This window comes from Streptomyces sp. NPDC085524 (assembly GCF_044541755.1).
In the GTDB taxonomy this organism is placed as follows: domain Bacteria; phylum Actinomycetota; class Actinomycetes; order Streptomycetales; family Streptomycetaceae; genus Streptomyces.
Genome location: NZ_JBITTH010000006.1, coordinates 55760 through 72995 on the forward strand (window position 1 = coordinate 55760; position 17236 = coordinate 72995).

19 protein-coding genes are annotated in these 17236 nt (G+C 71.8%); 11 read left to right on the top strand and 8 right to left on the bottom strand.

Translation table 11 applies throughout. The features are described 5' to 3' along the window. Positions 1-95 precede the first annotated feature (95 nt). The 4 genes from ACIGFK_RS10710 to ACIGFK_RS10725 all read left to right on the top strand — a co-directional run bounded on the left by ACIGFK_RS10710 (position 96) and on the right by ACIGFK_RS10725 (position 2959). Positions 96-938, top strand: a complete 843-nt coding sequence (locus ACIGFK_RS10710; RefSeq protein ID WP_376660454.1) for an arylamine N-acetyltransferase — start codon at positions 96-98, stop codon at positions 936-938. 73 nt (positions 939-1011) lie between these two features. Beyond that, positions 1012-1227 carry a hypothetical protein gene (locus tag ACIGFK_RS10715; RefSeq protein WP_376660453.1) on the top strand — a complete coding sequence of 72 codons (216 nt, stop codon included), beginning with the start codon at positions 1012-1014 and terminating at the stop codon, positions 1225-1227. A 70-nt stretch (positions 1228-1297) separates the two neighbouring features. Beyond that, complete coding sequence (locus ACIGFK_RS10720; protein WP_376660452.1) at positions 1298-1630, top strand: hypothetical protein; 333 nt, start codon at positions 1298-1300, stop codon at positions 1628-1630. An 84-nt stretch (positions 1631-1714) separates the two neighbouring features. After that, positions 1715-2959, top strand: a complete 1245-nt coding sequence (locus ACIGFK_RS10725; RefSeq protein ID WP_386464379.1) for an alpha/beta hydrolase — start codon at positions 1715-1717, stop codon at positions 2957-2959. Between the two features lie 3 nt (positions 2960-2962). Here ACIGFK_RS10725 and ACIGFK_RS10730 read toward each other — a convergent pair whose 3' ends face one another. From ACIGFK_RS10730 to ACIGFK_RS10745, 4 genes are all read right to left on the bottom strand, one after another. Then, on the bottom strand, positions 2963-3985 hold the full coding sequence (locus ACIGFK_RS10730; RefSeq protein WP_376660450.1) for a hypothetical protein: 1023 nt from the start codon (positions 3983-3985) through the stop codon (positions 2963-2965). A gap of 111 nt (positions 3986-4096) precedes the next feature. Further along, the gene (locus ACIGFK_RS10735; RefSeq protein WP_376660449.1) at positions 4097-5080 is read right to left on the bottom strand and encodes an ABC transporter substrate-binding protein; all 984 of its coding nucleotides are present in this window, start codon (positions 5078-5080) and stop codon (positions 4097-4099) included. Positions 5081-5174: 94 nt separating this feature from the next. After that, positions 5175-5840 carry an ABC transporter permease gene (locus ACIGFK_RS10740; RefSeq protein ID WP_376660462.1) on the bottom strand — a complete coding sequence of 222 codons (666 nt, stop codon included), beginning with the start codon at positions 5838-5840 and terminating at the stop codon, positions 5175-5177. Positions 5841-5844: 4 nt separating this feature from the next. After that, the gene (locus ACIGFK_RS10745) at positions 5845-6537 is read right to left on the bottom strand and encodes an ABC transporter permease (protein WP_400051262.1); all 693 of its coding nucleotides are present in this window, start codon (positions 6535-6537) and stop codon (positions 5845-5847) included. 133 nt (positions 6538-6670) lie between these two features. On the opposite strand from ACIGFK_RS10745, the gene ACIGFK_RS10750 reads away from it, so the two are divergent. Further along, positions 6671-7636, top strand: a complete 966-nt coding sequence (locus tag ACIGFK_RS10750; RefSeq protein ID WP_376660447.1) for an ABC transporter ATP-binding protein — start codon at positions 6671-6673, stop codon at positions 7634-7636. 99 nt (positions 7637-7735) lie between these two features. On the opposite strand, the gene ACIGFK_RS10755 is transcribed toward ACIGFK_RS10750, so the two are convergent. After that, positions 7736-8845 (bottom strand): alpha/beta hydrolase, encoded by a 1110-nt coding sequence (locus tag ACIGFK_RS10755; protein WP_376660446.1) that lies wholly within the window; start codon positions 8843-8845, stop codon positions 7736-7738. 152 nt (positions 8846-8997) lie between these two features. On the opposite strand from ACIGFK_RS10755, the gene ACIGFK_RS10760 reads away from it, so the two are divergent. The 6 genes from ACIGFK_RS10760 to ACIGFK_RS10785 all read left to right on the top strand — a co-directional run bounded on the left by ACIGFK_RS10760 (position 8998) and on the right by ACIGFK_RS10785 (position 14061). Next, on the top strand, positions 8998-10845 hold the full coding sequence (locus tag ACIGFK_RS10760; RefSeq protein ID WP_376660445.1) for a phosphatidylglycerol lysyltransferase domain-containing protein: 1848 nt from the start codon (positions 8998-9000) through the stop codon (positions 10843-10845). A 315-nt stretch (positions 10846-11160) separates the two neighbouring features. Beyond that, positions 11161-11961, top strand: coding sequence for a dihydropteroate synthase (folP, locus tag ACIGFK_RS10765; RefSeq protein ID WP_376656362.1), 801 nt, complete (start codon positions 11161-11163; stop codon positions 11959-11961). Positions 11962-11986: 25 nt separating this feature from the next. Continuing rightward, positions 11987-12430 (top strand): nuclear transport factor 2 family protein, encoded by a 444-nt coding sequence (locus ACIGFK_RS10770; RefSeq protein ID WP_376656361.1) that lies wholly within the window; start codon positions 11987-11989, stop codon positions 12428-12430. A gap of 131 nt (positions 12431-12561) precedes the next feature. Beyond that, complete coding sequence (gene folB / locus ACIGFK_RS10775; RefSeq protein ID WP_030010912.1) at positions 12562-12921, top strand: dihydroneopterin aldolase; 360 nt, start codon at positions 12562-12564, stop codon at positions 12919-12921. Further along, positions 12918-13526, top strand: a complete 609-nt coding sequence (folK, locus tag ACIGFK_RS10780) for a 2-amino-4-hydroxy-6-hydroxymethyldihydropteridine diphosphokinase (protein ID WP_376656360.1) — start codon at positions 12918-12920, stop codon at positions 13524-13526. The genes folB and folK overlap by 4 nt, the downstream gene beginning before the upstream one ends. A 46-nt stretch (positions 13527-13572) precedes the next feature. Then, on the top strand, positions 13573-14061 hold the full coding sequence (locus ACIGFK_RS10785) for a DUF3180 domain-containing protein (protein WP_376656359.1): 489 nt from the start codon (positions 13573-13575) through the stop codon (positions 14059-14061). 15 nt (positions 14062-14076) lie between these two features. Here the strand turns inward: ACIGFK_RS10785 and ACIGFK_RS10790 are convergent, their stop codons facing one another. The 3 genes from ACIGFK_RS10790 to ftsH all read right to left on the bottom strand — a co-directional run bounded on the left by ACIGFK_RS10790 (position 14077) and on the right by ftsH (position 17220). Further along, entirely contained in the window at positions 14077-14469 is a 393-nt protein-coding gene (locus ACIGFK_RS10790) for a hypothetical protein (protein WP_376656358.1), read from the bottom strand. A gap of 4 nt (positions 14470-14473) precedes the next feature. Continuing rightward, positions 14474-15082 carry a GTP cyclohydrolase I FolE gene (gene folE, locus ACIGFK_RS10795; RefSeq protein WP_365165259.1) on the bottom strand — a complete coding sequence of 203 codons (609 nt, stop codon included), beginning with the start codon at positions 15080-15082 and terminating at the stop codon, positions 14474-14476. Positions 15083-15183: 101 nt separating this feature from the next. Next, positions 15184-17220, bottom strand: a complete 2037-nt coding sequence (gene ftsH / locus ACIGFK_RS10800) for an ATP-dependent zinc metalloprotease FtsH (protein ID WP_376656357.1) — start codon at positions 17218-17220, stop codon at positions 15184-15186. Between the last annotated feature and the right edge of the window lie 16 nt (positions 17221-17236).

Sequence of the window (17236 nt, forward strand, 5' to 3'; positions counted from 1 at the left end):
GTCGACCGGGCGCACGCGGTGTGGCTCGCCTCTCAGCAAGCAAAAGTAGACATATAAGCGGACTTTAAGGGGTGTTGGGCGCCTAGGCTGGGCCGATGACCAATGGCACCTTCGCCGGCTACCTTCGGCGACTCGGCATCACCGGCCAGCACGCGCCGTCCGTGGAGGGGCTGTTCGCCCTCCAGCGCGCCCACCTCGAGCGCGTCGCGTACGAGAACATCGACATCCAGCTGGGCCGGCCGCCCGGCATCGACCCCGAGCTGTCGGCCCGCCGGTTCGGCGCCGGGCGAGGCGGCTACTGCTTCCACCTCAACGGCGGTTTCGCCGCCCTGCTGGAGTCCCTCGGCTACGACGTCACCCTGCACGTCGGCGGGGTGGACGAGGACCCTGCCGCGCGGGCGGCGAACGGGAACCACCTCGCGCTGACCGTACGCGTCGACGGCGAGGCCTACTTCGTCGACGCCGGGCTGGGCGACGGCCCGCACGAACCGCTGCCGCTGCGCGAGGGCACGTACGAGCAGGGCGGGTTCGCCTACCGCATGGAGCCGCTCGACGGGCCGGAGCCGGGCTGGACCTACCACAACCCCGGTGGCCCCTTCCCCGTCATGACCTTCCTGTCCGCGCCCGCGACGATGGCCGACTTCGGAGCCGAACACCTGCGGCTGTCGACAGCCCCGGACTCCCCCTTCGTACGGACCTTCGCCGCGCTGCGCCGCGACGCCACGGGCATCGACCTGCTGAGGGGACGGGTGCTGAGCCGGATCGACCCGGAGAAGGGGCCCGTCGAGCGGGAACTGGGCAGCCCCGAGGAGCTGTTCGACGCGCTGACGGGCGTCTTCGGCCTGGACCTCGGCGACCTGCCCGGGGCCGACCGCGAGGAGCTGTGGGCCCGGGTGCAGCAGGCCCACGAGGAGTGGCTGGCCACCCGACAGGACTGACGGCCGTCCGCGGGCGCGGCCGAAGCGGGGTGCGGCGCGGTCGGTGTCGGTGGGGCAGGGCAGACTGGGGTCCATGTCCCACTCTCCCCGCCGGGCCTGCCCCTCCTGCGGCCGCGACTGCGCCGTGACCGCCGGCCGGATCGCCCGCCACGACCCCCCGGCCGGGCGGGGCCGCGGCGACATGGTGTCCTGCCCGGGATCGCGCGCCCGGGTGGTGCTGGGCGCCTCGGCGCCGGTTCTCGACGGCTTCGTGCTGTCCGAACACCCGGGGCAACTGCCGCTGTTCTGAGTACGCGCGCCCGCGCGGGCTGAGTATCCGCGCGGGTCCCCGGGAGGCGGGCACGGCACAGGATGGGGGCATGTCGTGGAACCAGCCCGCCGCCGTACCCCCGCCGCCGTCCGAGGCGGGCACCACCCTCCGTGAGCGGGCCGTGCTCGCGCTCCTCGCGCTCCTGCCCGTGCTGTTCATCGCGAAGTTCCTGCTGCTGGCCACCGACAGGGGCGGCCGCTGCTTCGTGAACGACATCGGCTGCGCACCCTTCCCGGGCGGGGTCTTCCTGGCGCTGCTCGGCGCCGCGGTGTCGGCGGCCGTCCTCGTGGGGACCGCGACGGTGCGGGCGGGGCGGATCGCCCTCCGCGTCCAGCTGGTACTGGAGGCCGCGGCCGTGGGCATCGTCCTGGCGTTCCCCTGACCCTCCGCCCTCGGGTTCGCCCCCCTCGACCACCGGGTGCGGCCCGTATGTCGGCGCGCACCCGCCGTCCGTAGCGTTCCGGGCATGACGAACACACGGATACCGAAGCAGTGGCTGCGGCGCGGGGCCGCCGCCGTGGCCCTCGCGGCCGTACTCGGCGGGATCGCCGCCCCCGCCGCGCTGGCCGTACCCACGGTCGCGTCCCAGGGCGCCGCACAGCGCGGCTCCCTGCTCTCCGTCACCCCGGCCGGGACCCTGGACCGCGCGGGCGTCGCCGCATACCTCTCCGACCTCGGCATGGACGCGGGCACCGTCCGCCACGGGATCACCGCGTACCGGCTGACCTACGCCACCGTGGACCCGCAGGGCCGCCCCACCACCGCCACCGGGCTCCTCGTTCTGCCCCAGGGCGGCCCGCGCCGCCTCGACCTGGTCTCCGACACCCACGGCACCACCGCCCACCGGGACGACGCCCCGTCGGGCGGGGCCGGCTACAACCGGCTCACCCCGTACCTGCACGCCTCCGCCGGCCGGGCCGTCGCGGCCCCCGACTACCTGGGCCTCGGCGGCGGGCCCGGCCCGCACCCCTACGTGGACACCGCGTCCTCCGTCACCGCGTCCCTGGACATGCTGCGGGCGGCCCGCACCGCCGGGGACCGGCTGGGCCGCACCATCACCCGGGACGTGTACGCCACCGGCTTCTCACAGGGCGGCCAGGTGGCGATGGCCCTGGGCCGCGGGCTCTCCCGCCCGGGCAGCGGTTTCCGGCTGCGGGCGCTGGCCCCGATGGCCGGGCCCTACGACCTGAGCGGCTCCGAGATCCCCGGCATCACCGACGGCCGGGTCGCACCGCGCAGCGCCGTCTTCTACCTCTCGTACTTCCTCACCGCGCAGAACCGGCTGCACCCGCTCTACAAGGACCCGGCCGAGGCCTTCCGCGCACCTTATGCACAGGCTGTGGAAAGTCTGTTCGACGGGAACCACCGGGAGGAGGACATCGTCGGCGCGCTGCCCGCGACGCCGCAGGAGCTGCTGACCCCGGAGTGGTACGAGAACGTCCGCGCCCCGCGCGGGGAACTGCGCACGGTCCTCGAGGCGAACGACGGCGCGTGCGACTGGAAGCCGGCCGTGCCCGTACGCCTCTACACGGGCGCCGCCGACACCGACGTGCCGATCGCGAACAGCCGGGCCTGCGCCGCCGACCTGGCGCGCCACGGGGTCCGGGCGAAGATCGTCGACCAGGGCCCGGACGCCGACCACTTCGCGACGGCGATGCGCTCGGCCCCCCAGGTGTCCCGCTGGTTCGACTCGGTGGGCCGGGGCCGGTAGGTCCTAGGAGATGGCGGTGCGGAGGCGGGCCACGTCGATCGGCTCCGTCTCGTCGTGGGCCGTCAGGTCGATGACCTGGCCCGCGGCGGGGGTCTGGTCGGCAGGGGTCTGGCCGGCGGCCGTCCCGGCGGCGGGCTGCGCCGGCTGCACGGCCTCCGCCTCGTGGACCGCGAGGGCCTCGGCGCCGACCACGTCCGCCAGGTCCTCGTTCTGGACCGCCTCGATGGCCGCGCGGGCCTGCGCCGCGTTCTTGGTGCCGAAGAAGTCGAAGCCGCCCTCGACCCGGGAGGCCGGGCGCTGCCGGGAGGCGTACGGGGCCACGGGCGCCGCCGGGCGGCGGGCGGGCAGGGCGGCCGGGCGGGAGTGGGTCTCGGCCGGGGGCAGCTCCGCGCGGACCTGCTTCTTCGGCCCGGGCTCCGGGTCCGGCTCCGGGGCCGGCGGCTTCTTGCGGGCCAGCGCGAGCATGGCCGCGTGGGCCCGGGCGTAGCCGACCGCGGTGGGCGCGCCCGCCGAGGTGCGCTCCTCGGTGACCGGCGGCAGTTCCTTCGGCGCGGACGCCGGGGCCGACTCGGCGGCCTCCATCGCGAGCAGCCGACGGCCCTCCAGGGCGCTGGCGCGCTCGGTCTCGGCGGTCGCGTACCGGCGCAGCAGCGCGGCGTGCTCGCCGCGCAGCCCCGCGAGTTCGACCCGCTTGGCGCGCAGCTTGGTCTCGAGCCTGGCGCGCAGCACCCGGGCCTCTTCGAGGTCGGACTCGAGCTCGGCTATCCGCTCTTCCGTCTTCCACTCGTCCTTGACGCGCTCGCGCGCCAGCTCCGCGACGCGGCGGCCCGCCGCGCGGTCCCAGGCCCGCATGACGACGGCACCGGCGACCCCGGCGCCCGCCGTGAGCGCCACGAGGAGCCTGAGCGCCAGCGGTTCCGCGAGCAGCCAGGCGACGCCGGCGCTGGTGACGGACACGCCGGCGACGGACGTCGGCGTGAGCAGCCGGTGCAGGGGTTCGGGATTGCGGTGGCGTCCACGGGGCATGGCCTGAAATTTACAGGGCATGGCCCTCGATTGGAGTACCCGCCCGGAAAACTGTTCCCAGGCGGTTACCCGTCATTTCCGCCGCAAACCGTGCGACTGTTGCCGGTTCCGCTACTTCACGAGGCCCTTGGACTGCAGATAGGCCTTCGCGACGTCCGCGGGCTTGGCGCGCTCGGCGTCGACCTTGCGGTTCAGGTCGACGAGGTCGGCCGTCGTGAGGACCTTGGTCAGCTTGTCGAGCGCGGCCGCGACCTCGGGGGCCCCGGCGTCCTTGGCGTTCACCACCGGCAGCACGTTGTCGGCGTTCTGGAGCTTCTTGTCGTCCTCCAGCAGGACCAGGCCGAAGGCGTCGAGCGTGGCGTCGGTGGTCGTGGTGAGCACCAGCTGGTCCGCGCCGTCCTTGACGGCCTGCTTGGCCTGCGGGGTGCCGACTCCCTTCGGGTCGATACCGGAAACCTGAATTCCGTATGTCTTCGTCAACCCGGGAGCGCAGAAGGGCCGGACGGCGCATTCGTCGCCCGCCGCGATCTTCACCTTCAGGCCGGACTTCCCGAGATCGGAAAGGGTCTTCAGGTTGTTCTTCTCGGCGAATTCCCTGGTCACCGCGAAGGCGTTCTGGTCGACCGCCGAGCCCGCCGGCAGGGCCTTCAGGCCGAGCGGGCCCGCGAGCTTCTCCAGGCCCGCCACGGTCGCCGCCACGTCGCTCGACGCGACGGGCTTCTCCTCCGGCGCCTTCGGCCCGTTCACCTTGGCGTTGAGGAACTCGGCGAGCGTGGCCGCGTACTCCGGGACGACGTCGATCTCGCCCTTTTCCAGCGACGGCTCGTACAGCTCGCGGTTGTTGACCGTCTTGGTGGAGGCGCTGTAGCCGGCGTCCTTGAGGACCTGCGCGTACAGCTCGGCCAGCACGTTGGACTCGGTGAAGCCGGCGGCGCCGATCACCAGGCTGCCCTTGCCGGCGCCCGCTGCGGGGTCGGCGGCGGAGGCGCCGCCGTCCTTGCTCTTCTCCAGGCTTTCGCCGCCGCACGCGGCCAGCGACACCGCCAGCGCGAGGGTGCCCAGGGACGCGCCGAGGACGCGTGTGGTCTTGCTCATGGGGAACTCCGTTCGAGGCGTGGGAAAGAGTCGTGGGTCTGTACGGGGGCGGGGTGCGGGGCACGGGGTGCCGGATCCGGGGTCCGTACGGGGATCAGCGCGGGCCGGTGCGCGGCAGCAGCCGCTCCGCGGCCACCAGGGCCCCCTCCACCAGCAGGGCGAGCGCGGCCACCAGCAGTGCGCCCGCGACGACCTGTGCGGTGTTGTAGGTGTTGAAGCCGGCCGTGATGATCCGGCCGAGGCCGCCCTGGCCGACCATCGCGGCGATCGTGGCCGTGGCGACGACCTGCACCGCTCCCGAGCGCAGTCCGGTCATCACCAGCCGCCGGGCGAGGGGCAGTTCCACGCGGAAGAAGAGCTGGGCGCCGGACATGCCCATCCCCCGGGCGGCCTCCACGACCGAGCGGTCCACTTCGCGGATGCCGACGTACGCATGGGTGAGCAGCGGCGGCACGGTGAAGAGGACGAGCGCCGCGATCGTCGGCAGGTAGCCCGCGTTGCGCAGCGGCGAGACCATGAACAGGGCCAGCACCGCGAAGACGGGCACGGCGCGCCCGATGTTCGACAGGTTCACGGCGAGGGCGCCGCCCTTGCCGAGGTGGCCGAGCCACAGCCCGACGGGCAGCGCCAGCACGCAGGCGATGCCGAGGGCGACGCCGCTGACGTAGGCGTGCTCGGCGAGCCGGTTCCAGACGCCGCTCTCCCCGGACCAGTTGGCGCCGTCCGCCAGCCAGCTCCAGGCGTCCCCCGCCACACCCAGCACCTCAGGCCTCCTTGCCGGCGGGCCGGCGGCCGGCCCGGGTCCACGGCGTGAGCAGCCGCTGTACGCCGAGCAGCAGCAGGTCGGCCACGAGCGCGAGCAGCACGCACAGCAGGGAGGCGGTGAGCACCTGGGCCTTGAAGGAGCTGTTCACGGCCGGGGCGATGAGGTTGCCGAGGCCGCCCTTGCCGACGATGGAGCCGACGGTGGTCAGGGCCACGGTCGACACCGTCGCGATGCGCAGCCCGGCGAACAGTGCGGGCAGCGCGAGCGGCAGTTCGACCTGCCACAGCAGCCGCCCCGGGCCGTACCCCATGCCCCGCGCGGCCTCCCGCACCTCCTCGGGCACGGATTCCAGGCCGGCCAGCGCGCCCCGGACCAGGATGGTCAGCGAGTACAGCACCAGCCCGGTCACCACGAGCGCCGCCGACAGCCCGAAGAGCGGGAGCAGCAGGGAGAACATGGCGAGCGAGGGGACCGTGTAGAGCAGGGTGGTCAGGCCGAGCACGGGCGCCGCCCAGCGGCGGCCGCGGCGGGCCAGCAGGGCGAGCGGGAGGGACACGGCGAGCCCGATGAGGACCGACACGCCCGTGATCCAGACGTGTTCGAGGGTGGCGTCGGTGAGCTCCTGGGAGCGGGAGGAGACGTACTCCCAGCAGAACCAGTCGTTCGCCACCAGGCAGCCCCGGCCCGCCATCCCCCTCACCCCCGGTCATCGAACGTACGTTGGGACCGACCCTAACCCCCGGCGGTGTCCATGGCCGGAATCCTTCGCACATGGGCAACACGCCCTTCACAAACCGGTGGGCCCGGTAGGGAAGGATGACGATGTGATCCGATTCGAGCACGTGACCAAGCGCTACCCCGACGGGACGACAGCCGTCGAGGACCTGTCCTTCGAGGTGGCGGAGGGCGAACTGGTCACCCTCGTCGGCCCGTCCGGCTGCGGCAAGACGACCACGATGAAGATGGTCAACCGGCTGATCGAGCCCACCTCGGGGCGGATCCTGCTCGACGGCGAGGACATCGCCGCCACCGATCCGGTCCGGCTGCGCCGCCGCATCGGCTACGTCATCCAGCAGGTGGGGCTGTTCCCCCACAAGACGGTGCTCGAGAACACGGCGACCGTGTCCCGGCTCATCGGCACCCCCAAGGCCGCCGCCCGCGCCCGGGCCGCCGAACTGCTCGAACTGGTGGGCCTGGATCCGGCCGTCTACGGGGGCCGCTACCCGGACCAGCTGTCGGGCGGGCAGCGGCAGCGCGTGGGAGTGGCCCGCGCACTGGCCGCCGATCCGCCGGTGCTGCTGATGGACGAGCCGTTCGGAGCGGTGGACCCGGTGGTGCGCGAGCGCCTGCAGAACGAGTTCCTGGCCCTCCAGCGCACGGTGCGCAAGACGATCCTGCTCGTCACGCACGACCTGGAGGAGGCCATCCGGCTCGGCGACCGCATCGCCGTCTACGGACAGGGCACCATCGAGCAGTTCGCCCGCCCGGCGGCGGTGCTCGGCGCGCCGGCCACCGACTACGTGGCCTCCTTCGTCGGCGCCGACCGGGGCCTGAAGCGGCTCGCGGTCACGGTGGTGGAGAAGGCCGACCTGACGCCTGCCGAGGAAGGCTCCGCGCCCGCCGCGGCGGTGGAGCTGGGCGCGTCGCTGCGCGAGGCCCTCGCCGCCCTGCTCCAGGAGGACTCGGGCCGGATCGGCGTCACGGACCCGGCCTCCGGCGCGCTGGTCGGCGTACTGACCCCGGAGGGCGTCCACCGGGCGCTGCGGCGGGCCGAACCGCAGCACGCATAGGGCACACAAAAGAGTGACCGGCCCCGAAGGGCCGGTCACGGGTGCTTCGTTCGGCTGAATCGCCGGGCGGATCGCCCGGGCGGATCGCCGGGCGGATCGTCAGGCCTCGATCCGGCCGCTCATCCACACCAGCATCGGCGGGATCTCGCGGCGCCACGTGTTGAAGTTGTGGCCGCCGCTGTCGAGGATGATCGAGGAGACCCGGTCCGGGCTCTGCACCTTCTTGATGAACTTGCGGGTGTCGCCGAGGTTCGGCTCGCCCTTCTCGCTGCTGGTGACGAGGAACGACGTACCGCTCGGCTTCTTGTTCTCCATGCTGTGCAGGACGTCGGCGCGCTTCTTCAGCTTGCCGTCGCCGTGGAAGAGGTCACCGGTCGTCGGGTCGTCGGGGGCGTCGTAGTACGCGGACAGCCCCGCGGCCGCGCCGAAGGTCTGCGGGTAGTGCGCGGCGATCTTCAGCGCGCAGTAACCGCCGGTGGAGTTGCCGATGAAGCCCATGTTCTGGGGCTTCTTGCCGACCCGGAAGGTGTCCGTGATGGCCTGCGGCAGGTCCACGCCGAAGAACGTCTCGGTCTGCGGGCCGTCGGGGATGTCCACGCACTCGGTGTCGCGCGGCGGCGCGACGGTCGGGCGCAGCATGACCAGGATCATCGGCTTCATCTTCCCGGCCTTCGACAGGCTGAACGCCTTCATCGGGTAGTCGAGCCCTTTGATCAGGTTCTCGGCGGTGCCCGGGTAGCCGGTCAGGACTATGGACGCGGGGAAGTTCTCGTTCTTGTGCTGCGGCTGGAAGTACTCCGGCGGGAGCCAGACGTAGCCGGGGCTCGTTATCTTCGACTTCTGCCCCGTTATGGCAACCTTCAGGATCTGTCCGCCGACCTGGGGCTTGGCACCGCCCGGCACGTCCAGCTTCTGCTTGTCGACGACCTTGATGTCCTTGCTGCTCATCGAGTGGTCGACGACCTTGCCCATGGACGTCTCCTGGCCGAACAGGTCGGCCCAGGAACCGTAGAAGAGGAACGACTTGTTCGCCGCGAGCCCCACAGCCGAGAACAGCGCCAGCTGGGTCGCCAGCAGGAGCCCGACCCGGCCGGCTACCGGGCGGAAGCCGCGGCCCGAGAGCTTCGGCCAGAACCAGACCGTGGCCGCGAAGAGCAGCACCCCGGCGAGGATGGCCAGCGCCAGAACCGTATTACTGGTGAGACCCATGAGCAGTCAGTCGACTTTCTGATGGCAGGACTGGAAATTTCCGACGGAAGAGTGAACCCGCTCCCCGTCGCCGTCGTCCTAATGGACGCACCACACTCCGGAGGCTGTCGCGGCCTTCGGCCACATGATCTCTCGCGGAGCAACGGGAAGCGATGTCTAGCAGGATAGATGGCGATAAGTCCGGACAGGTTCCGGCCCTGGCGGGTCGAATCCTCCGGGGTCCCCGACCGGAGGCCGTCCCCGGTCTCGTAGGTACGGCCGTCACGCTCGTCGGCCTGCTCGACATCGCGGCGGGTGTCTTCCCGCGCTTCCGGCACAGCCGGATCCACGCGGTCACCGAGCTGCTGCCCGGCACCTTCGGCCCCTTCGCAGCCGCCGCGTCCCTCAGCGTGGGCGTGCTGCTCCTGCTGCTCGCGCACGGCCTGAAGCGGCACAAGCGGCGCGCCTGGCGTGCCGCGGTCGTGCTGCTCCCGGCCGGCGCGGTGGCGCAGTTCATGTACCGGCACTCGGTGATCGGCGTGGTCATCGCGATGGTGCTCCTCGCCCTGCTGGTACGCCACCAGGGTGAGTTCAAGGCGCTGCCGGACCCGCGCAGCCGCTGGAAGGCGCTCGCGAACTTCGTCCTGATGAGCGCCGGCTCCATCGGCCTCGGCCTGCTCATCGTCAACGTCCACCCGAACCGGGTGGTCGGCAACCCGAGCCTGTACGAGCAGATCACCCATGTGGTCTACGGCCTCTTCGGCTTCGAGGGCCCGGTCGACTACTCCGGGAAGGTGTCCTGGACCGTCGGCTACTCGCTCGGCGCCCTGGGCATGCTGACCGCGCTGACCACGATCTACCTGGCCTTCCGCCCCGAGCACCCGGCCGCCCGGCTCACCGCCGACGACGAGTCCAAGCTGCGCGAGCTCCTCACCCGCCACGGCGGCCGCGACTCCCTCGGGCACTTCGCGCTCCGCCGCGACAAGGCCGTCGTCTTCTCCCCCAGCGGCAAGGCCGCCGTCACCTACCGCGTCGTCTCCGGCGTGATGCTCGCCTCCGGCGACCCCATCGGCGACGTCGAGGCCTGGCCCGGCGCCATCGAGCGGTTCATGGCCGAGGCCAAGGCCCACTCGTGGACCCCGGCCGTCGTGGGCTGCAGCGAGACCGGCGGCGAGGTCTGGACCCGCGAGACCGGCCTGGACGCCCTGGAGCTCGGTGACGAGGCGATCGTCGACGTCAAAGACTTCTCCCTCTCCGGCCGCCCCATGCGCAACGTCCGCCAGATGGTCAAGCGCATCGAGCGCAACGGCTACACCACCAAGGTCCGCCGCGTCGACGAGCTGACCGAGGAGGAGCTGGAGCAGGTCCGCGGCGCGGCCGAGGCCTGGCGCGGCACCGACACCGAGCGCGGGTTCTCCATGGCCCTGGGCCGCGTCGGCGACCCCGGCGACGGCGACTGCATCATCGCCACCGCGCACCGCGTGGAGGAGGGCGACACCAGCCCCTTCGGCGACCTCAAGGCCATCCAGCACTTCGTGCCGTGGGGCAAGGACGGCATGTCGCTGGAGATGATGCGCCGCGACCGCGCCGCCGACCCGGGCATGAACGAGCTGCTGATCGTCGCCTCCCTGCAGCAGGCCCCCGAGCTCGGCATCGAGAAGGTCTCCCTGAACTTCGCGATGTTCCGCGCGGCGCTGGCCCGCGGCGAGAAGATCGGCGCCGGCCCGGTCCTGCGCGCCTGGCGCAGCCTGCTCGTCTTCCTCTCCCGCTGGTTCCAGATCGAGTCGCTGTACAAGTTCAACGAGAAGTTCCGCCCCCGCTGGGAGCCGCGCTTCATGGTCTACCGCACCAGCCGCGACCTGCCCCGCATCGGCTTCGCCGTGATGCAGGCCGAGGGCTTCGTGACGCTGGCCCTGCCGCGCCTGTTCGCGAGCCGCCGCCGCCCGAAGCCGGTCCGCACGTGCACGCACAACGACATGACGGCAGTCCGCCAGCCGGACCGCGAGGTCCAGGCCGCGTAGCCGTCCGCCGGGCGTGCCGCCGGTCCCGGGGGTGTTCCCCGACCCACGCCCGCGGGCGGCCCCCGCCTCGAACGCCGGCGGGGCCGGAGGATCCAGCCCCGCCGGCGTTCGCCTTCCCGCCCACCCGCACCCTCCGGCCCGTCCGGCGTTCGAGGACCGGGGTCCGGGGCGGAGTCCCGGCAGCGGCGCTGCACGCGCCCTCCGCCACCGCCCAGCCGGGCCAAGGGCTCTACCCTGGAGCCCATGAACAGCAACCGCCGGCCGGCTCCCAGAGGCCGGGTCGAAGGCCTGCCCGACCTGGACCGCTGCGCGGTCATGGGCGTCGTCAACGTCACCCCCGACTCCTTCTCCGACGGCGGCCGCTGGTTCGACACCACCGCCGCCGTCAAGCGCGGGCTCGACCTCGTCGCCCAGGGGGCCGACCTCATCGACGTCGGCGGCGAATCCACCCGCCCCGGCGCCACCCGCGTCGACGAGGAGGAAGAGCTGCGCCGGGTCGTCCCCGTCGTGCGCGGGCTCGCCTCCGAGGGCGTCTCCGTCTCCGTCGACACCATGCGCGCGGCCGTCGCCGCCCAGGCCGTCGCCGCGGGCGCCACGCTCGTCAACGACGTCAGCGGCGGGCTCGCCGACCCCGGGATGATCCCGGCCGTCGCCGCGGCCGAGGTGCCCTTCGTCGTCATGCACTGGCGCGGCTTCAGCGCCGACATGAACAGCCTCGCCGTCTACGCGGACGTCCTCGGCGAGGTCACCGCCGAACTCCGCGCCCGCATCGACGCGGTCGTCTCCGGCGGCATCGCCCCGGAGCGGCTCGTCGTCGACCCCGGCCTCGGCTTCGCGAAGAACGCCGAACACGACCTGGCCCTGGTGGCGCACCTGCCCGAGCTGCGCGCGCTCGGCTTCCCGCTGCTGGTCGCCGCCTCGCGGAAGCGCTTCCTCGGCCGGGTCCTCGCCGGCGGGGACGGCGCCGCCCCGCCGCCCGCCCGCGAGCGGGACGCGGCCACGGCCGCCGTGTCCGCCATCGCCGCCCACCAGGGCGCCTGGGCCGTACGGGTCCACGAGGTACGGGCGACCGCGGACGCGGTTCGGGTGGCCCGCGCCGTGGAAGGGGCTCTGTGAGCCGCACGCACCCAGAAGGAGCCCAGTGAGCAGAACCGACATCGAAGCGGTCGAAGAGGTCAACACGGCCTTCTACGAGGCCATGGAGCGGGGGGACTTCGACGCACTGTCGGCGCTCTGGCTGGAGGACGAGATCTCCTGCGTGCACCCGGGCTGGCCCGTCCTGACGGGCCGCGGCGAGGTGCTGCGCTCGTACGCGCTGATCATGTCCCACACGGAGTACATCCAGTTCTTCCTCACCGACACGAAGGTGTCCGTCATAGCCGACACCGCCCTGGTGACGTGTACGGAGAACATCCTCAGCGGCGGGCCCGCCGAGGACGGCGGTGAGCTCGGCCCGCTCGTGGGCCAGCTGGTCGTCGCCACGAATGTGTTCCGACGCACACCGGAGGGCTGGCGGCTCTGGTCCCACCACGGTTCTCCCGTCCTGACGGAGTCCGACGAAGAGGACGAACAGGACACCGACTGACCCCCGCGGGCGGGATCCCCGGTATTTCGCAGGTAAATTCGAAGACGGACGACGCCGACCGCACTCGGCACAGGCCCATGGTTTCGGGGAGTCCCGGACCGGAAGAACCTACGAAAGCAGGAGTGATTCGCGTGGATCGTGTCGCACTGCGCGGCCTCAAGGCTCGCGGGCACCACGGCGTCTTCCCCAGGGAACGCGAAGAGGGCCAGACCTTCATCGTCGACCTCGTGCTGCACCTCGACACCCGCCCCGCGGCGGCCGGCGACGACCTGGCGAAGACCGTGCACTACGGGGTCGTCGCCGAGGAGGTCGTCGACGTCGTCCAGGGAGAGCCCGTGGACCTGATCGAGACCCTCGCCGAGCGGATCGCCCAGCAGTGCCTCAAGCACGAAGCGGTGGCACAGGTGGAGGTCGTCGTCCACAAGCCGGACGCACCCATCACCGTCCCCTTCGACGACGTGACCATCACGATCACCCGGAGCCGCGCATGAATCACGGACTGAGCGCCCAGAGCGACCCCACCGTCCAGCCCGTACCCGCGTCCGTCACCGAAGCCGTGGACGCGGCGGACGTCACCCTGTCCAACCCCAAATGGGCAGTGGTCGCGCTCGGCGCGAACCTCGGCAACCGGCTGGAGACCCTGCAGGGCGCCATCGACGCCCTCGGCGACACCCCGGGCCTGCGGGTCAAGGCCGTCTCCCCCGTCTACGAGACCGAGCCGTGGGGCGTCGAGCCCGGCTCGCAGCCCTCGTACCTCAACGCGGTCGTCCGCATCCGGACCACGCTTCCGCCCTCCTCCCTCCTGGAGCGCGGCCAGGCCGTCGAAGAGGCCTTCGACCGCGTCCGCGAGGAGCGCTGGGGCCCGCGCACGATCGACGTCGACATCGTCTCGTACGCCGAGGTGGTCTCCGACGACCCCGTCCTCACCCTCCCGCACCCGCGGGCGCACCAGCGCGCCTTCGTGCTGGCCCCCTGGCACGACATCGACCCCGAGGCCCAGATCCCGGGCCATGGCCCGGTCGCGGCCCTCCTGGCCGGAATCGGCCTGAGCGGCGTCACGCCGCGCCCCGACCTGGAACTCCGCCTCCCCGAGTAGTCGTTAGCCTGTTCATGGCTACTCGCTGAAAGTGGGGAACGCGGAAGTGAAGCAACTGAGGCCGGCGGTCCTGGCGGGCATCTTCCTGATCGCCGGGATCCTGTCCTGGGCGGGCGCCCGGCTGTGGAACGCCTACGGCACGCTGCCGGGCGTCCCGCTGGCCGCCCCGATCGTGCTGGCCGTGATCGCGGTGATCCTCCTCGCCACGGCCCTGTCGATGCGCGCCCGCCTCAAGGCCCAGCGCGAGCGCCGCCCGGGCGCCAAGGGCGTGGAGCCGCTGATGGCGGCCCGCGCCGTGGTCTTCGGCCAGGCCAGCGCCCTGGTGGCGGCCCTGGTGGCGGGCATGTACGGCGGTGTGGGCGTCTTCCTGCTGACCGACTCCCTCGACGTCCCCGCCCGCCGCGACCAGGCCTGGTACGCCGGCTTCTCGGTCCTGGCGGGCGCGGCGGTCGTCGCCGCCGCGCTCTTCCTGGAGCACGTCCTGAAACTCCCCGAGGACGACGACCAGTCCCCCCAGGGCGCCGCCCGGGCGTAGGCCCTGCGGGGCGGCTCAGGTGATGGGCGGGCCCATCACGTGGCGGGGGCCCAGCCACTCCCAGAGCCGCAGCGGCCCCGGCCCCCGCTCCTCCCAGTCGCAGAACTGCAGGTCCACGAGGAAACCGCTGTTCGCGAGCAGGGTCGCCTCGCCGTCGTAGCCGCCCTCGGCGTTGATGAGGGCGGCGCCCGCGACCGAGTCCACGGGCTGTTCCATGGGCGCGGCCGACACGGCGTCCACGTCCACGCTCAGGAACACGCACGGGCACGAGCACTCGCCCGGGTGCATCACCGCGTGCGGGATCTGGGCCCGGAAGCCCCGGTCGGCGTCGGAGTCGCCCTCCAGCAGCAGCTCGAGGGTCCGCCGTACGTCCTCGCTCAGCGGCACCCAGCCGTCCGCGTCGTCCACCGGCTCAGCGGGCCATGATCAGGGACATCGCCTCGTTGCGGGTGGCGGGGTCGCGGAGCTGGCCGCGGACGGCCGAGGTGATGGTCTTCGCACCCGGCTTCCGCACGCCGCGCATGGTCATGCACATGTGCTCGCACTCGATGACCACGATGACCCCGCGCGGGTCCAGGATCTCCATCAGGGAGTCCGCGATCTGCGTGGTCAGGCGTTCCTGGACCTGGGGGCGGCGGGCGTACACGTCCACCAGGCGGGCCAGCTTGGAGAGGCCGGTGATCTTGCCGTCCGTGGACGGGATGTAACCCACATGGGCTACGCCATGGAAGGGGACCAGATGATGTTCACACGAGCTCATGACCTCGATGTCCTTCACCAGGACCATCTCGTCGTGGCCGAGGTCGAACGTCGTCGTCAGGACCTCCTCGGGCTTCTGGTACAGCCCGGCGAATATCTCCTTGTACGCCCGCGCCACCCGCGCCGGCGTCTCCAGCAGGCCCTCGCGGTCCGGGTCCTCGCCGACCGCGATCAGGAGTTCGCGGATCGCCGCCTCGGCGCGCTTCTCGTCGAACTCGCCGATCGTGCCCTCGTCACCGGTCAGGGTCACTGGGTCGGTCATGTCGTCTTCCTCGTTCCTGTCCACACAGCGCTCGCAGGCGCATAAAAGTGCCGCGCCCCCCAGGCTAGAACCTGGGGGGCGCGGCTTCCATTCCGGGTGGATCAGGCCTCGGGGCGGTCCTCCGGGGCCACCTCGATGCCCTTCTCCGTGGAGACCGGCGTGACGGCGGTGGCCGCCGAGCTGCCGTTCGCCGCGTTCGTCAGCTGGAGCTCCTTGGGAGAGAGCACCGGCGGACGGGTGGACGGGGTGCGCCGGGCGGAGCCGGTCCACGCCGGGCGGGCCGGGCGCTTGACGATGGTCGAGAAGATCTCGGCGATCTCCTCCTTGCCCAGCGTCTCCTTCTCCAGCAGCGCGAGGACGAGGTTGTCCAGGACGTCCCGGTTCTCGACCAGGATCTCCCAGGCCTCGTTGTGCGCGGTCTCGATGAGCTTCTTGACCTCTTCGTCGACCAGCGCCGCGACCTCTTCCGAGTAGTCCCGCGGGTGCGACATCTCGCGGCCCAGGAACGGCTCGGTGTTGTCGCCGCCGAACTTGATCGCGCCGAGGCGCTCGGTCATGCCGTACTGCGTGACCATCGCGCGGGCCGTCGCCGTGGCCTTCTCGATGTCGTTCGCGGCGCCGGTGGTCGGGTCGTGGAAGACCAGCTCCTCGGCCGCGCGCCCGCCCAGCATGTACGCCAGCTGGTCGAGCATCTCGTTGCGCGTGGTGGAGTACTTGTCCTCGTCGGGCAGGACCATGGTGTAGCCCAGGGCCCGGCCGCGGGACAGGATCGTGATCTTGTGGACCGGGTCGGAGTTCGGGGAGGCCGCCGCGACCAGGGCGTGACCGCCCTCGTGGTACGCGGTGATCTTCTTTTCCCGGTCCGACATGATCCGGGTCCGCTTCTGCGGGCCCGCCACGACGCGGTCGATCGCCTCGTCCAGCATGTGGTTGTCGATCAGCTTCTTGTCCGAGCGGGCGGTCAGCAGCGCCGCCTCGTTCAGGACGTTGGAGAGATCGGCACCGGTGAAGCCGGGGGTGCGGCGGGCGACGGCCGAGAGGTCGACGTCCGGAGCGACCGGCTTGCCCTTCTGGTGGACCTTGAGGATCTCCAGACGGCCCTGCATGTCCGGCCGGTCGACCGCGATCTGCCGGTCGAAGCGGCCCGGGCGCAGGAGGGCCGGGTCGAGGATGTCGGGGCGGTTCGTGGCGGCGATCAGGATGACGCCGCCCTTCACGTCGAAGCCGTCCATCTCGACGAGCAGCTGGTTCAGGGTCTGCTCGCGCTCGTCGTGGCCGCCGCCGAGGCCCGCACCGCGGTGCCGGCCGACGGCGTCGATCTCGTCGACGAAGACGATCGCCGGGGCGTTGGCCTTGGCCTGCTCGAACAGGTCGCGGACACGCGAGGCACCGACACCGACGAACATCTCGACGAAATCGGAACCGGAGATCGAGTAGAACGGGACGCCCGCCTCGCCCGCGACGGCACGCGCGAGCAGGGTCTTGCCGGTTCCGGGCGGGCCGTAGAGCAGCACGCCCTTGGGGATCTTGGCGCCGACGGCCTGGAACTTCGCCGGCTCCTGGAGGAACTCCTTGATCTCGTGGAGCTCCTCGACGGCCTCGTCCGAGCCCGCGACGTCCGCGAACGTCGTCTTCGGGGTGTCCTTGGTGATGAGCTTGGCCTTGGACTTCCCGAAGTTCATGACCCGGGAGCCGCCGCCCTGCATCTGGTTCATCAGGAACAGGAAGACGACGACGATGAGGACGAAGGGCAGGAGCGAGAGCAGCACGCTCAGGAACGGGCTGGTCTTGTCCGGGGTCACGGAGTAACCCTTGGGGATCTGACCGGCGTCGTACTTGGTCTGGAGGTTCTGGGCGAGCTGGACGCCCTGATCCCCGATGTAGTTGGCCTGGAACTTGGTGCCGTCGTGCTTGCCGAGCTTCTGGCCTTCGCTCAGCTCGATCTTGATCATCTGGCTGTCGCCGGTGGTCAGCTTCGCCGACTCCACCTGGCCACTGTTGATCGCCTTGATGACCTCGCTGGTGTCCACCGACTTGTAGCCGCCGCCGGAGCCGACGACATTCATCAACACGACCACGGCGAGGACGGCCAGCACGATCCACATGACCGGCCCACGGAAGTATCGCTTCACGTCCATCCATACGGGGCGCAAG

Bases quoted from the DNA above. Each gene is read 5' to 3' on its own strand.
- ACIGFK_RS10710 (WP_376660454.1), top strand. From the start codon at position 96: ATGACCAATGGCACCTTCGCCGGCTACCTTCGGCGACTCGGCATCACC.
- ACIGFK_RS10715 (WP_376660453.1), top strand. From the start codon at position 1,012: ATGTCCCACTCTCCCCGCCGGGCCTGCCCCTCCTGCGGCCGCGACTGC.
- ACIGFK_RS10720 (WP_376660452.1), top strand. From the start codon at position 1,298: ATGTCGTGGAACCAGCCCGCCGCCGTACCCCCGCCGCCGTCCGAGGCG.
- ACIGFK_RS10725 (WP_386464379.1), top strand. From the start codon at position 1,715: ATGACGAACACACGGATACCGAAGCAGTGGCTGCGGCGCGGGGCCGCC.
- ACIGFK_RS10730 (WP_376660450.1), bottom strand. From the start codon at position 3,985: ATGCCCCGTGGACGCCACCGCAATCCCGAACCCCTGCACCGGCTGCTC.
- ACIGFK_RS10735 (WP_376660449.1), bottom strand. From the start codon at position 5,080: ATGAGCAAGACCACACGCGTCCTCGGCGCGTCCCTGGGCACCCTCGCG.
- ACIGFK_RS10745 (WP_400051262.1), bottom strand. From the start codon at position 6,537: ATGGCGGGCCGGGGCTGCCTGGTGGCGAACGACTGGTTCTGCTGGGAG.
- ACIGFK_RS10755 (WP_376660446.1), bottom strand. From the start codon at position 8,845: ATGGGTCTCACCAGTAATACGGTTCTGGCGCTGGCCATCCTCGCCGGG.
- ACIGFK_RS10760 (WP_376660445.1), top strand. From the start codon at position 8,998: ATGTCTAGCAGGATAGATGGCGATAAGTCCGGACAGGTTCCGGCCCTG.
- folP (WP_376656362.1), top strand. From the start codon at position 11,161: ATGGGCGTCGTCAACGTCACCCCCGACTCCTTCTCCGACGGCGGCCGC.
- folK (WP_376656360.1), top strand. From the start codon at position 12,918: ATGAATCACGGACTGAGCGCCCAGAGCGACCCCACCGTCCAGCCCGTA.
- folE (WP_365165259.1), bottom strand. From the start codon at position 15,082: ATGACCGACCCAGTGACCCTGACCGGTGACGAGGGCACGATCGGCGAG.
- ftsH (WP_376656357.1), bottom strand. From the start codon at position 17,220: ATGGACGTGAAGCGATACTTCCGTGGGCCGGTCATGTGGATCGTGCTG.